This window comes from Opacimonas viscosa (assembly GCF_024199005.1).
Lineage (GTDB): Bacteria > Pseudomonadota > Gammaproteobacteria > Enterobacterales > Alteromonadaceae > Opacimonas > Opacimonas viscosa.
The window spans coordinates 1-15,189 of sequence record NZ_JANATA010000032.1; the positions used below are offsets into that span (position 1 = coordinate 1).

Consider the following 15,189-nt stretch of genomic DNA (forward strand, 5'->3'; position numbering starts at 1 on the left):
TGAAAACAAACCCCCACCAATGGTGACATCGGTCGCTGTGAACGATTTGGATCCGTAGGATCCTTAGTGAGCAGGGAGGGATGACGCCATCTAATGGGTTAATAGCGCTTTCTAGTGAAGTGCTGTTTGTTGCATCATGGAAATACTTGTCTTGTTAGCATTCTTCCTTTTCTGTAAGGTATGCCCATGCTATAGGGACTTATTATCATGTTAAACAAATTCATATCTTTCTTTAAACACATCCTGTTTTCTTATTTTAGTATTCTTATCACGTTTGGTATCCTTGATTATATATGGCTTGGTCATATCGCTGGCGATTTTTATACAGAAGCTATGCAAGGGTTTATTAAGGAGTCTGTGGTTGTTTGGCCATGGTTTGTTTTCTACCTCATGTATGGTTTTATTATATTCGTCCTAGCTATTGTTCCTAATCGAGATAAGCCCTGGTACTACTCGTTTATTGATGGCGGATTATTAGGTACTGCAGCATATGGTACTTATAACCTGACTGCATATAGTTTAATTGATGGATTTTCTTTGGGTCTGTTGTTAGTTGACTGGCCTTGGGGAATATTTTTAACAGCAACAAGCGCCTCTGTTGGTTGGCAAGTATTCATTTTATCTCTACAACAAAATAATATTCCTGTTTCATTAGATCAATAATTAGTAATCAATATTAAGAATGTTCCACCAGCAACTTTATCTATCTTGTTTTTGAGGTTTATGAGATATTTTAATTTTTAATCCTTTAATAGTCCTTCTGTGAAGAATACAAACTTAAAAGAACAACACTTAAAACAAAAATATACTGTGCCTCAGTCGTCTCAGTGGACTGAGATAACACCGGATTTATTATGGGTCAGGTTACCTCTTCCTATGGCGTTTGATCACATTAATGTATATCTACTGAGGGATGAACAAGGCTGGGCGCTTGTTGATACAGGACTTTTTACAGAGTCTACTCGAAATTGTTGGGCTACTATTTTAGATAAATTAGATGCCCCCTTAACTAAGATTATTGCAACACACATGCATCCTGATCATATTGGTTGTGCCGGCTATCTGTCAGAGTTATTTCACATTCCATTATATATGTCTCAAACTGAATATTTTGCGTCCCGTGCGCTTTATGCAGGTGCACAAGGCGCGAGTGTATGGGGGGACAAACAGTATTATTCACGTGCCGGATTCTCTGAGGAACAAGTCGCAAAATTTACCCAATCATCTACTGGCTTTAAAAATATTGTTTCTCCGCTCCCATTAAATTTTGTGCGTTTGAAAGGTGGAGAAAAATTATCAATAGGCGCTAAAGAATGGTTTCTAATGGAAGGAAATGGGCACTCTCCTGAACATATCAGTTTGTATTGTAAAGATGATGGTATTTTAATTTCTGGTGACCATGTCTTACCGGAAATAACACCCAATATTGGTAGTTATTCAACCCAGCCGGAGAGTAATCCATTATTAGCATACTTAACAACGTTAGTGCCTTTTAGCCAACTGCCAGATGAAACTCTAGTATTACCTGCGCATCGACATCCTTTCAATAACCCTCGAAAACGTGTACACAATATCACGTCTCATCACCACCAACACTTAAACGATTTACTCGTTGCATGTCGCGATGGTCTAACAGTTAAAGAAGCGTTATCAGTGTTATTCAAACGGGAATTAGATGGCGCTGGATTATTTTTTGCTATAGCAGAAGCTTACGCCCATCTTAATTATTTAATGTATGACCAAAAAATCACTCGTACATTAAGTCAAAACACCTATATTTATCAGACCTTGTAAATAAACCCTGTAAGAAATTTGCGAACTGCCGATTATAGATAATACTTACAACAATATATCTATAGTTCTTTATAGAAATAGGCAACAAAACAGCAAACGATTTACACTACAATTAGAAGGTGCTTGATAATGCGTAATAATCAACCGGTTACTCAAAAGGAGTATCGATTTCCGCATACTGATAGACTGATTTCAGCTACAGACAAGCATGGACGCATAACACATTGCAATGATGCATTTGTTCGTACCAGCGGTTACGAACGCGAAGATCTCATAGGTCAACCTCATAACTTAATTCGCCACCCTGATATGCCACCCCCTGTTTTTAAGGAAATGTGGGAAACTTTACAAGCCGGTAATATTTGGATGGGCTTAGTAAAAAATAGACGTGCAGATGGAGACCATTACTGGGTTTCCGCATTTGTTACTCCAGTCAAAAATAACGGCGAGCTAGTTGGGTATGAGTCTGTTCGTGTTTGTGCAACAGAAGCAGAAAAGAAACGTGCGACAGAAGTTTATGCGCGTCTTTCGGCGGGTAAGCCCGCGATTAGTGTGCTTGAGCAATGCACGTTCTTTATGAAACAGTACCTGCCATTTTTGCTTATTGGTGGTTTAGCGTTAGGGATAGATATATATTTCGGCGAAATTTTAGTGGGTCTTATGGCACTGGCCGCTGTTATTTGTTCGGGTATATATTCGAATTATGCACATAATAAAGAGTGGGAAGAGATCATTGCGCAAAGTCCTCAGTCTTATTCCAACCAATTAGTTGCACAAACCTATTTTAATGATTACGGGTTAAAAGCACGTGCTAAATTAGTATTACTATGTGAATTGAGCCGATGCAGAACTGCACTTACAAGGATTTCCGATGCAGCTCAAGAATTAGATCGCATTGCAGATTCTACCCAAATTCAGGCTGAGGTAACGAGTAGTGCCGCAGTACAACAAAATTTGAGTACTCAGCAAATCGCTTCGGCTATTACGGAAATGAGTACCGCCATTCAAGAGGTCGCTGAACGGGTAGAAAGTAATGCACAAAACTCCAAACAAGCTTATCAAAATGTGAACTCTGGTAACGATAGAGCGAAAGAAGCGCTGGATACTATCAACATGTTGAATGACGCGGTTGAATCGATTACATCTACTGTAGAAGAGCTTGCAGAATCAACGGGGCAAATAGGGCAAGCTGCCAATATTATTTCCACCATAGCTGAACAGACTAATTTATTAGCATTAAATGCTGCCATTGAAGCTGCTCGTGCTGGTGAACAAGGGAGAGGTTTTAGCGTGGTTGCCGATGAGGTTCGTTCCTTAGCTCTAAAAACACATGAATCTACTGATCATATTCATCAGATTATTCATGCCTTAACATCACGTTCAGAGCGAGCCGTAACCGTCTCTAGAGATGGGAAAGCATCAGCTGAACAAGGTGTTGCGATTGTCCAAAAAACTAGGGATGCCTTAAATGAAATAAATACTGCGGTCAGTACTATTTCCAATATGACGATCGAAATGTCGTCTTCTGTTGAAGAACAATCAAATGTTGCTGAGCATATTAATGAACAAATCGTCGGAATTGCAGATGGTGCTATGGAGACCAAAAGTGCATCAGAAAAAGCTTTAGAGGCGAGTACAACTCTGAAAGATACCATCACTATGGTGAATTCAGTGATACATAGATTCCAAGTAAAAGATAATAACTTACATTAAAGTTACTTCTTGGTTACGTTAAAAATCCTACTTTATCGAAAGATAGTAGGATTTTTTTATGCAACACTCTCGGTTATTGCTTACAAATATTGTGGAATTTATTGTACTTAAGTCTATATTTAAATAGGTATCTCTTTGGGATTTAATAGATGGACACGTTAAATAAAAATAATATTAAACAAACGAAAGTATTGGGACAAATCTTAATTCTCGTTTTTTTCATGTTGTTAGTTGTGTCTGCTCTCATTTATGGCAAGTTACACAGGGATCTCAGTGGCCTGGAAGAACAAGCTGTTACCCAATATTCAAAGTTTACTGATGCCACAACTGCTATTTCTAATTTTCAAAGTGAATTAGGATATGGCGGATTTATTCATCATTATAAAAATTATATTTTGTATCGTCGGCTTGATGATTTATTCAAAGCGGATATGTATTATCGACAATCTTTAGTTTCTTTTAATTTGTTACAGACTACTTTGCAGGACAACCCACAATATCTTGAAGAGTTAGGTGTTATTGGTAGTACACTCAATGCCTATAGTGAGAAACTTGAGATATTTAAAAACACACCGGCAGAAGAGAGATTTACGATATCTGATCGTGAAGCGAGTATTGACGACCGCCAGACCGTTACGTTACTAAAATCCTTATATGCGGATATTCAGAAAAGCCACCAAGACGCATTACTGACTAACAACGATAAATTTATTGAAATATCTACCTACATGAAGCAAGTCGTTTTCGCTTTTTTGGTACTATTCACTTTTTTAGGTATTTGCCTAATATATTTGTATCGTTTACATCGTGAAACTAACTTGGAGCTCTCAGCCTTAATGTTTGGCGCAGTGGAAAGTTACATTATGTCAGATACAGATGGCAATATTCTTCAGTTCAACGCTAACGCCCATAAACTCTTTGGTTATTCTAAAAATGAATTTGCTACGCTAAATATTGATGATTTAGTCACTCCTGGCGAACAAGGGCAACACAAAAATATGCGCATGGGGTTTATAGTCAACACCATCTTACCGGCGCTTAAAAAACAAAGGGCAACCCTGCAACCATTTTACAACTCTCATCAAGGTTCGTTCATTGGGAGAAATAAAAATGGCGATATGGTGCCAGTTAAGATTGATCTTACAGCTTATGAGTCTGGGCATGGCTTGCGTTTATTGACGGTGTTAACAGATCAGACTTATATCAGGAAACTTGAGTTTAAAACACAAATTGAGCCTTTTACTAATTTAGTTAACAAAGATACGATTAAACAATCACTTGCAACTGAGATTGAGCGTGCAAGACGCAGCGAGCATGCCTTATCATTAATCTTTATTGATGTTGATGGTTTTAAACAAATTAATGACACCAAAGGCCATCAATTTGGTGATAAAGTCTTAATCAATATTTCTGAACGGATTAATCAACGGGTGCGTGACTCTGATGTTTTAGGCCGTTTTGGGGGAGATGAGTTTATCATTATTTGTCCAGAGTGTACTGGGTTACAAGCTGCAGCAGTAGCGGAACAAATAAGGAAAAATATTGAGAGTTTTGAGCTTGAAGGTACCAAGATTACTATTTCCTTGGGTATAACTGAGTGCCAGGGAAACGATACGGTAAAATCCATCCTAGAGCGAGCTGATAAGGCCTTATACGTCGCAAAGCAAGGCGGTAAAAATAAAATCAAATTAATTGATTAGAATAATCGTTTTTATTCATTTTAAAGAATCATTCATTCCATCCATAATGTATCCAACGTTGAGCACAACGTACATTTAAACAACTAAATAGGATATATATAATGGCTAAAATTAATTCAGTAATTCCTTCTTTTGAAACTCAAGCATTTGTACCTGGTCAGTCTGATTTCGTGACTATTTCTTCTGATGATTTAAAAGGTCAATGGTCAGTTTTCTTATTCTATCCAGCTGACTTTACATTTGTTTGTCCTTAATGTTTCTTATCTATGTGTTGAAATTAAAGTAGCGTAGATAGAATAAGCTTTAAGTAGACAAACCTCTTCAACATATAGCTAAGCGCCATTATTCACTAAGTATTGATAAAAAATGCGTAAGCTTACATAAAAAAACAAGCAACAGTAAAAAAAGACAAACCATTTTTCCTAACTGTTGAAATTTAATTAATTCCAAATTGGAGATTCAAAATGATAAATAAAGCACCAGAAGTAATTTTTAAAACCCGTGTTCGTAACGATAATTTAGAAGGGGATAATCCTTTCGAATGGAAAGACTTGAGCACTCACGAACTTTTTGCTGGTAAAAATGTTGTTCTATTTTCTTTGCCGGGAGCTTTTACTCCTACATGTTCGACATCACATTTACCTCGATTTGAAGAGCTATATGATGACTTTAAAGCACAAGGTGTAGATGCAATTATTTGTGTATCAGTTAATGATGCATTTGTAATGTATCAATGGGGTAAAAGTCAGAATGCTAAAAATGTATTCTTATTACCTGACGGTAATGGCGAATTTACAAGAAAAATGGGGATGCTAGTTGATAAATCTAATTTAGGTTTTGGTATGCGAAGCTGGCGTTATTCTATGTACTTAGAAAACGGTGAAATTAAAAAGGCTTTTGTAGAAAGTGACTATTCAGACAATTGCCCAACTGACCCATTTGAAGTATCAGACGCTGATACAATGTTAAATTATTTAAAAGCAAAATAGTTTATCTTGGTTATTCACTACTAATAAGGTGAAGAGTTCGCCTTATTAGTAGCTTACTCTGCGCAGCATCCATGCTGCGGTATCCATTCTTCCCTGAATTTTAGATCGCGTTTTTTGCAAGTTCAGTGTGTGAGCTGTTCCAACAGCTCAGGAAACATTTGTGATGAATTTATTTGTTTAGCAGGATGGGAAATGAGTGTGTTTCCACTTTATCTTTAACGCTGCATCCATGCAGCTAATTTCAATATCGCTATATGCTGTTGAGTTAAACCTTCCTATTAAATATCATCAGCTTTTATCTACATATACCGAGGCTATGATGTCTAGAAAGGACAGGCTTAATTCTAATGTAACAAACATTGGAGCAAAACAAATTATACCTGAACAGCTCGAATCACTTGAAATTGGAGAAATTGCCATATTGGACGGAAAAGCATTTATGCGAGTTGAAAATAGCGAGCCTATGGATGATAAAGATACAGAAGCTAAATAGCTTACTTATCATATTTTTCAAATGCTTTTTTGATAGCAGGGGTTGATTGGTGCGGTATTCCAATTACCCTTTCGCAGTTACCACAAACAATGGCTAGTATGTCTTTGACAGTCCCCCTTCCATCGCTGAATGGCACATCTCGAACTTTATATCTAGCATTAACTAACGCCTTACAATTTTCACATATAGCCTTAGTTGATTCGCCTTCTTTATATTTATTCATAAATTAGCCACTCCAATTTACAATCTTTGTACTGAAAGATTATTTTAAGCCTGATATTAAAAGTTAGTATTTTTTCTTAACTAAATCAGGAAAGTCTTGCTTAACCTTTTCTTCAAACCACTCTTTTAAAGTCTTGCCCTGCATCTTTATTGCTTTATGTAATTGCTCTTTAAGTTCAGGGTCAATTTCGACAACTACGCGACCTGATTTACCAACAGCCATAATAAGATTTCCAATATTATTAATTTTATTAAATACATTTGTTATGTTACATAACATCACTTGACATAACAAGCTTAATTTTGTAATGTAATTGGCAGTAAAAAAGAATTTAAGTTACTGTGACTTAATAAGATTAAATCGGATTTAATGTCATAGCACAAACACAAGGTAAAGTTTCTTATGGTAAAAAATATAGGCGGTAAAGATTTCTTCGAAATGCTCTGGCAATCAGCCGTTAAACTGCGCGGTGCATTAGAACCGGGCGAATACAAGCACCCCGTTTTAGGTCTTCTTTTCTTAAAATACGTTTCAGATTCTTTCGTTGAAATGCAAGAAAACTTAAAGCAGTGGACAGCAGATCCAAATAATGAAGATTATTACGAAGAAGATGAAGAAGACCGTCTAGCCATCATTAATGATCGTGATGAATACAACGCTGAAAACGTGTTCTGGGTTCCTGAAAATGCTCGTTGGGAACATGTCGCCAAGCAAGCTAAAGATACCAACATTGCAAAAATCCTTGATGAAGCAATGGGTGAAATTGAAAAAGCTAACCCTAAAGTTAAAGGCTTACTATACCGAGGCTTCAGCCTTTTAAAACTTCCACCTGCTAAATTCGGTGAGTTAATCGAATTATTCTCAAAAATTGGCTTCAATAGCAAAGATCACAAAGCGGCTGACGTGCTAGGTCAGGCTTACGAGTACTTCTTAGGTAAATTTGCATTAGCAGAAGGTAAAGGTGCTGGAGCGTTCTATACGGTTGACTCAATCGTGAAGGTGCTCGTTGAGATCGTAGCTCCACACAAAGGGCAGCTATATGAGCCTGCTATCGGTTCGGCTGGCATGGTTGTATGGTCTGAAAAGTTCATGGAATCTCATGGTGGTCAGCGCGGTGATATTTCAGTCTATGGTCAAGAATATACTCACACCACTTGGAAGCTGGCTGCGATGAACTTGATCATCCGTGGCATTGACTTCGACTTAGGCGAGTCAAACGGTGATACCCTTCTAAACGACTTACACAAAGATTTAAGAGCCGATTATTGTATGGCGAATCCACCGTTCAACCAAGATGATTGGGGCGCTGAGAAAGTTCGTGGCGATGTTCGTTGGAAATATGGTGAGCCATCTAACGGCAATGCTAACTATGCGTGGATTCAGCACATGATCCATCACCTTAATGATAAAGGTAAAGCGGGTATCGTGATGGCAAATGGTGCTATGACATCCAATAACAACAACGAAGATGTGATTCGTGCAGGTATCGTAGAAGATGACTTAGTTGAGTGTATGGTCGCTTTGCCGCCAAAACTATTTATCAATACTCAGATCCCGTCATGCTTATTTTTCTTGAACAAAAACAAGAAGCATAAAGGTAAAACACTATTCATTGATGCACGGCACTTAGGGCGTTTAGAAACCGCTGCACAGCGCGTATTTGATGAAGTAGATATTCAGAAAATCGCTGAAACCTATCACGCGTGGGCTGAAACAGGCGAAACCGATAAAGCCTACGAATGCATTCCGGGTTTCTGCAAAGCCGTAGATAAAGCAGATATAGCTGCTCAAGGCTATAACTTATCACCGGGACGTTACGTTGGTGCTGCCGAAGTTGAAGAAGATGAAGCCGAATTTGAAGAAGAAATGGCATTATTAACAGAAGCTTTGACTGGTCAAATAGTTAAGTCAGTTAAACTTGATGTTGAGATTAAAGCCTCTTTGAAGGAGGTTGGGTATGATGTCTGATTGGCCCCTTGTAACTTTAAAAGACATTACTTCTGTTCTTGGTGATGGTTTACATGGTACTCCTGAATATGATGAAGAAGGAGAATACCATTTCATTAATGGCAATAACCTTAAAGATGGAAAGATTGTAATTAATGAAAAAACAAAAAGAGCCAGTTTAGAACAATATGAAAAGCATAAAAAGCCATTAAATGACAGAACGCTTTTAGTATCTATAAACGGCACCATTGGTAATGTTGCAGAATATAATGGTGAAAGAATATTTTTAGGTAAAAGTGCATGTTACTTTAATGTAAACGAAGATGTAGATAAACATTTCGTGAAATATGTAGTTTCAAGCCCAGTCTTTAAAAGTTATTTAGACAGATTGGCTAGTGGCTCAACAATTAAAAATGTCTCATTAAAGTTAATGAGAGAGTTTTCCTTTCACTTGCCACCATTAGAGATTCAAAACAGTATTTCAGACATTCTTAAAAGCTTAGATGACAAAATCTCCAACAACACCGTCATGGACGCAACATTAGAAAAGATCGCCCAACGTATCTTTAAATCATGGTTTGTTGATTTCGATCCTGTTAAAGCAAACGCAGAAGGCGTGCCTTTTGATGGGCTTTCACCTGAAATACAAGCTTTGTTCCCAAATGAGTTTGAAGAGTCGGAGTTGGGGGTGATTCCGAAAGGGTGGGAAGTTAAGAGTTTGGATGAAATAGCACATTTCCTTAATGGTTTAGCTTGTCAGAAACATAGACCGAAAGAGGGGGAAGCTCCACTGCCTGTTATTAAGATTGCCGAAATGAGAGCTGGCTACCAAGAAAAAACTAATGAAGCTTCACCTTCAGTTGATCCAAAGTACATTGTAAATGATGGTGATTTTTTGTTTTCTTGGTCAGGTTCACTAACAACATGTTTTTGGAGTCATGGTCCCGGTGTATTAAATCAGCACTTGTTTAAAGTAACATCTGAAGATTATCCAAAGTGGTTCTACTCAATGTGGGTAAATAGACATTTGGCAGAGTTTATTCGTATCGCAGCCGATAAAGCTACTACTATGGGGCACATAAAAAGAGAGCATTTATCTCAAGCTAAAGTAGTTGTTCCAAATCTAGAAGAATTAATTTCAAAAGGTAATGATATATTTGGACCATTAATTGAGCGTAGCAATCTATGTTTAACTCAGGCTAAAACATTGATGAAAGTAAGAGATAAACTACTACCTCGTTTAATCTCAGGTAAGATTACAATCCAAAAAGCAGAGGAACTACTCGAAGAAGCGAGTTAAGGCACATGGAAAATTAAAAAGAATAATAAGGTGTAAAAATGGTAAACGAAGATCAATTAGAAACAGAATGTATGGAGTGGTTTGATAGCATCGGCTATCAGACTCTTCATGGTTCTAAAATAGACCCAGCGAGTGCATCACCAGAGCGTGATTCGCTTAGTGAAGTCATGCTATTAGGCAGACTAAGAAAAGCAATAGAAGACATAAACTCAGGGATACCTGAGTCGGCTCGTGAGGATGCCATAACGAAGTTAAGGCAGTATCACGCCAATACTGCTGTTGCTAACAAAACATTTCATCGTCAATTAATCGAAGGTATTCAGGTTGAATATCATAATGATAAAGGCGAACTTGTTGGTGATCGCGTTTATTTAATTGACTTCAAAAACAAACACAATAACGACTGGTTAGCTGTTCAGCAATATTCAGTTGATGGTGTAACTCACGGTGAAAAAGATAACCGTATACCAGATATTGTGGTTTTTATTAATGGTTTGCCCATATCAGTAATTGAACTTAAAAACCCAAGAAAAGAAGAAACTGATGTGTGGGCTGCGTATAATCAACTTCAAACGTACAAGAACACTATTAAAGATCTCTTTGTATGTAACGAGGCCATGATCATCTCTGATGGCACAGTGGCCCGTATAGGCTCTCTAACGGCAGATCGTGAACGCTTCATGCACTGGCGTACCATTGATGGCTCAAATGACGATACAGAGACCATGCTAGAGCTTGAAGTAATGATCCGTGGTTTCTTTGATAAAGATTTACTACTCGATTACCTACAATTCTTCGTTACCTATGAAGCAAGCAAAGACTCATTCATTAAAAAACAAGCTGGCTATCACCAGTTCCACGGTGTCAGAGATGCAGTAGTAAATACGGTAAAGGCAACAAGGCCAGATGGCGATCAACGCTGTGGTGTTTTCTGGCATACACAAGGTTCAGGTAAATCGTTATCAATGGTGTATTACAGTGCAAAGCTAATGGCTACGACTGAACTAGAAAATCCTACTATCGTTATCGTAACTGATAGAAACGACCTTGATGATCAGCTTTTTGAAACCTTCTTAGCAAGTGAAGATTTATTAAGGCAAAAGCCTATTCAGTGTTTAAATCGCACTGATATTCGTGATCACTTAGAAGATAAGCCAGCAGGTGGCATTTTCTTCACTACTATGCAGAAATTCCAGCCAGAAAAAGGCGAAACGGAATTCAAACCTCTATCTAATCGCCATAATATTATCGTTGGTGCTGATGAAGCGCATCGCTCTCAATATGGTATGAAAGCGAGAATTGACCAGAAAACAGGTCAAATGAAATACGGTTATGCCCATCACCTTCGTACTGCATTACCAAACGCAGGTTTTATAGGTTTCACTGGTACGCCAATAGAAACTGAAGATAAAGATACTCAACATGTATTTGGCTCTTACGTTTCAATTTATGACATTGAACAAGCGCAAAAAGATGAAGCAACTAAGCCGCTATATTATGAAAGCCGCTTGATAAAAATGGACTTAAATACTGTTGTTGATGACGAAGATATTGAAGATGAAGTTGAAGACGCAACAGATGGATATGACGAGCAAGATCAAAGCCGATTCAAGTCCAAAAATGCAGCTCTAGAAGCCTTAGTTACTGAAGATAAACGTGTTGAAAAACTAGCATCAGATTTTGTCACTCATTTTGAAAAGCGTGAAGAAGTGATGCTGAGTAAAGCTATGCTTGTGTGCATTAGCCGTGAAGCTTGCGTTAAAGTCTATAATGCCATCAAAAAACTACGTCTTGACTGGCATGATGAGGACCCACTCAAAGGCTCAATGAAAGTCATTATGACGGGCAACTCATCAGATAAGCAGTCATTTCAAGAGCATATTCATAAAAAGCCAATTCAGCGTAAAATTGCTGAAAGAGTGCGAGATCCCGACAGCGAACTTAAATTAATCATTGTATGTGACATGTGGCTCACTGGTTTTGATGCACCTTGTTTAAATACGATGTATATCGACAAGCCATTAAAAGGTCACAACCTAATGCAATCTATTGCTCGTGTTAATCGCGTCTTTAGAGATAAAGAAGGAGGCTTGATTGTTGACTACCTTGGTATTGCAGAAGATCTTAAAAATGCATTAGCTAACTATACTGCTAACAATGGTAAAGGCAGACCTACTGTAGATATTGATGAAGCAATGTCAGTATTTAAAACAAAACTGGATGTATGTCAGTCAATCATGCATGGCTTTGATTACAGTGGTTTTGAAAAGAATGCTTTAAAACTATTGGCTGGTGCTATGAACCACGTTTTCAAAGGCAAAGATGGCAAAAAGCGTTTTGATAGAGCTGTATTGGCCTTATCAAAGGCATTTAGCTTATGTAGCACTCACGATGATGCGAACCAATATAAAGAAGAGGTTGCTTTCTTTGAAACTATCAGGGCTGCGATTAAGAAATCTACGCTAGCCAGAAAGAAACTTGATAGTGACAAGGTAGAACATGCACTAAGGCAAGTTGTTTCTAAAGCTATAGTGACAGGTGAAGTGGTTGATGTATTTAAATCTGCCGGATTAAATAAACCTGAAATCAGCATTTTGGATGATCAATTCTTAAATGATGTAAAGAAAATGGAGCATAAGAACTTAGCTGTTGAAATGCTTCAAAAGCTTATTGAAGATGAAATTCGCACTCGAACTGCAAAAAATGCAGCTAGTCAGCGTTCTTTTATGGACATGCTTGCCGCATCAGTAGCTAAATACAAGAATAAGGCTGTTCATACAAGTCAAGTGATTGAAGAGCTTATTAAGCTAGCAAAAGAACTAAGAGAGTCAGCGGATAGAGGTGAAGAAATCGGCTTAACCAAGGAAGAACTGGCTTTCTATGATGCCCTTTTAGAGAATGAAAGTGCAAAAGATGCAATGACTGATGATGATATTGTTTTAATTGCAAAGGCATTAGTTGAAGAGATTAGAAACAGCTCTCAACCTGATTGGGAAAAGCGCCCTAACTTAAGGTCTAAGATGCGTAGAAACATTAAGAAGATTCTTAAGAGAACGGGCTATCCGCCTGATTACCAAGCTGAGGCAGTAGAAGCAATTCTTAAACAAGCAGAAGTGATGGCTTAGCTATCTAGTGGCTGAAGCATATTGTTTCAGCCACAATCACGCTGTAGGTAATGAGTTTTTAAAACGTTAATAACGTATTTTTCTGATTTTTAAGAAAATAGAGTTTCTGAATCAATAAGTTAAAATAAAGTTAATATTAGATCCACGGTTTCATTATGTTTTTAAATCTGAATTGCCTAAGATAGTTTTATGGAACTATCTAGGAGATACTTAATGAATACGGTGGTTAAAAATTGGCAGATCGTTACAGTTTTCAATAAAAATGAAGAACTAGGCAATGTTTTATTTGGAACAGTAGTCTCAGATAGCACATATCGTTATGTTGAGAATGACTATGTTTGTTCTTCAGCTATTACCCACTTCAACACTGATACAAATATCATTAAAACAAAAACAGGCTCAATTTATCAATTGCTTGGCGAAGGTATCGGCTCCGAAGTGCAATTTAACGACTTTGAAAAATTAAGAAGCGGGCTTTCACCTCAAGAGATCAACTTTATACATGAAAGAGATAATGTCTATTATCATTAATAAAACCTTATGATTGATTTTAAAAATGCTATCTGTGATGCATGTAACAAAAAAAGCGTTGATGTTAGAACTGAGGTTCTAATGCCAACAGAAGCAGATAAACAAGAGAATAGAATTAGGAAACGCATGGTATTTAGGTGCGAGGAGCACTTAAATACTTCGTTAGAGGAAATTCAAAAATTAGCTGAATCCAAGGCTAACAACAGCAATTGATATTCACGATCCACAACAACCTCTGAATTGGAGTTTACGTTAGCTACCTACCGTAAATAAGTGCTACGCACTTATTTAAAATGTGACTACTTTTTTGCTCTTATTGACTCTACACCTTTTCTTAAAGTAGTGTTAGTCGCCATCTCGTCAACCCATAGGTCTTCGTTTCGTATAATTGTTTTCAGCGCTAAGTTTGAGAATGCTTGGTTTCGTACTGTTCTGATGTATTTATGAGTAGTTGATAACTTTTCATGCCCTAACAGCCCTTGTAAGAAAGCGTGGATGTCACCATCATTGTCGATATGAATATCAATGCCTGTTTCTTGTCTGTACTTCACTAGACGTAGTGATGCTCCTGTATGCCTCATGGCATGGGGTCTAACATTGATATTGAGAGGAAGTATTTCTTTTTGATAGAGTGCTTTTCGTGCATCTCTAAAAGCTTTCTGGTACATGTTTTTTGAAATTGGCGTTCCATCATCCTTTATCCAGAGAATGTCTGAGTCTATCTTGTAGTGACTGTCTTTGCCTGCTTTAGTGGATAAGTATGTAGTTTGAAATTTTAATTTCCTGTCTGCATAAATAGTAATGTCAGAGTTAGGCACTTTCTCAGTTAAATACTTATCAGATATTAACTTCATCGTTTGAATATCAACATCAATTTCCCTTTCAATTTGCCCTTTACCTATGAATTTTAAGGTTTGATGCCTTATGTCTTTGGTATACATCTCTCCCCAAGACATGAATTTAGGGTTTAGAGTGTTTGACGTATGCGGGAAATAAGTGATTAACTCATTGAGCCTTAGGCAAGTGTCAAATTGAACTTTCGCCATAACAGCGTATACGACATCTATTTTTCTCAGCTCACTAATGAGTGCTCTCATCTGTTCAATATTTAGTACTTGAGAGATGTAAGAGCTAACTCTCTTAATTCGTTTATGGTCTATTAATGGATCTTTTTTGTATTCTGTGTCAGTGCTTTCTTTAGCATAGTTTAAAAAATCTCCCTCTTGCTCTGCGTCACTTAGCATCCTTTTAGTACTGCGCTTGCTTGGTAAATCCATTAGATTTGGAACATTAATTTTATCTAGATATTTATAGAATAATCGTAACCGTACGGCCACTACATCTTTTATTTAATTATCCTTAAGGCATCATATC

At 37.4% G+C, this 15,189-nt stretch carries 12 protein-coding genes and 2 pseudogenes; 11 read left to right on the forward strand and 3 right to left on the reverse strand.

What is annotated here, in order from left to right; all coding sequences use genetic code 11:
• Positions 1 to 207 precede the first annotated feature (207 nt).
• The 7 genes and pseudogenes from NLF92_RS12280 to NLF92_RS12310 all read left to right on the forward strand — a co-directional run bounded on the left by NLF92_RS12280 (position 208) and on the right by NLF92_RS12310 (position 6,689).
• Positions 208 to 663: a DUF2177 family protein gene (locus NLF92_RS12280; protein WP_254102397.1), complete on the forward strand. Its 456-nt coding sequence runs from the start codon at positions 208 to 210 to the stop codon at positions 661 to 663.
• 99 nt (positions 664 to 762) lie between these two features.
• Positions 763 to 1,794 carry an MBL fold metallo-hydrolase gene (locus tag NLF92_RS12285; protein ID WP_254102399.1) on the forward strand — a complete coding sequence of 344 codons (1,032 nt, stop codon included), beginning with the start codon at positions 763 to 765 and terminating at the stop codon, positions 1,792 to 1,794.
• Between the two features lie 129 nt (positions 1,795 to 1,923).
• The gene (locus NLF92_RS12290; RefSeq protein ID WP_254102401.1) at positions 1,924 to 3,507 is read left to right on the forward strand and encodes a methyl-accepting chemotaxis protein; all 1,584 of its coding nucleotides are present in this window, start codon (positions 1,924 to 1,926) and stop codon (positions 3,505 to 3,507) included.
• A 149-nt stretch (positions 3,508 to 3,656) separates the two neighbouring features.
• Positions 3,657 to 5,207, forward strand: coding sequence for a sensor domain-containing diguanylate cyclase (locus NLF92_RS12295; protein ID WP_254102403.1), 1,551 nt, complete (start codon positions 3,657 to 3,659; stop codon positions 5,205 to 5,207).
• A 101-nt stretch (positions 5,208 to 5,308) separates the two neighbouring features.
• Positions 5,309 to 5,458: pseudogene (locus tag NLF92_RS12300) on the forward strand (redoxin domain-containing protein); the annotation flags it as partial.
• A gap of 213 nt (positions 5,459 to 5,671) precedes the next feature.
• Positions 5,672 to 6,184, forward strand: a pseudogene (locus NLF92_RS12305) (peroxiredoxin); the annotation flags it as partial.
• A 241-nt stretch (positions 6,185 to 6,425) separates the two neighbouring features.
• Positions 6,426 to 6,689: a hypothetical protein gene (locus tag NLF92_RS12310; protein WP_254102407.1), complete on the forward strand. Its 264-nt coding sequence runs from the start codon at positions 6,426 to 6,428 to the stop codon at positions 6,687 to 6,689.
• Between the two features lies 1 nt (position 6,690).
• Here NLF92_RS12310 and NLF92_RS12315 read toward each other — a convergent pair whose 3' ends face one another.
• On the reverse strand, positions 6,691 to 6,912 hold the full coding sequence (locus NLF92_RS12315; RefSeq protein WP_254102409.1) for a hypothetical protein: 222 nt from the start codon (positions 6,910 to 6,912) through the stop codon (positions 6,691 to 6,693).
• Between the two features lie 63 nt (positions 6,913 to 6,975).
• Positions 6,976 to 7,134, reverse strand: coding sequence for a hypothetical protein (locus NLF92_RS12320; protein ID WP_254102411.1), 159 nt, complete (start codon positions 7,132 to 7,134; stop codon positions 6,976 to 6,978).
• Positions 7,135 to 7,314: 180 nt separating this feature from the next.
• Between NLF92_RS12320 and NLF92_RS12325 the strand changes: the two genes are divergently transcribed.
• The 4 genes from NLF92_RS12325 (at position 7,315) to NLF92_RS12340 (ending at position 13,815) form a co-directional block, all read left to right on the forward strand.
• Complete coding sequence (locus NLF92_RS12325; RefSeq protein ID WP_254102413.1) at positions 7,315 to 8,880, forward strand: type I restriction-modification system subunit M; 1,566 nt, start codon at positions 7,315 to 7,317, stop codon at positions 8,878 to 8,880.
• Entirely contained in the window at positions 8,870 to 10,159 is a 1,290-nt protein-coding gene (locus NLF92_RS12330) for a restriction endonuclease subunit S (protein WP_254102415.1), read from the forward strand. Before NLF92_RS12325 ends, NLF92_RS12330 begins: the two co-directional genes overlap by 11 nt.
• 38 nt (positions 10,160 to 10,197) lie before the next feature.
• Entirely contained in the window at positions 10,198 to 13,284 is a 3,087-nt protein-coding gene (locus NLF92_RS12335; protein ID WP_254102417.1) for a type I restriction endonuclease subunit R, read from the forward strand.
• 213 nt (positions 13,285 to 13,497) lie between these two features.
• Complete coding sequence (locus NLF92_RS12340) at positions 13,498 to 13,815, forward strand: DUF6957 family protein (RefSeq protein ID WP_254102419.1); 318 nt, start codon at positions 13,498 to 13,500, stop codon at positions 13,813 to 13,815.
• A gap of 299 nt (positions 13,816 to 14,114) precedes the next feature.
• Here the strand turns inward: NLF92_RS12340 and NLF92_RS12345 are convergent, their stop codons facing one another.
• Positions 14,115 to 15,092: a site-specific integrase gene (locus NLF92_RS12345; protein ID WP_254102421.1), complete on the reverse strand. Its 978-nt coding sequence runs from the start codon at positions 15,090 to 15,092 to the stop codon at positions 14,115 to 14,117.
• Positions 15,093 to 15,189: the final 97 nt, after the last annotated feature.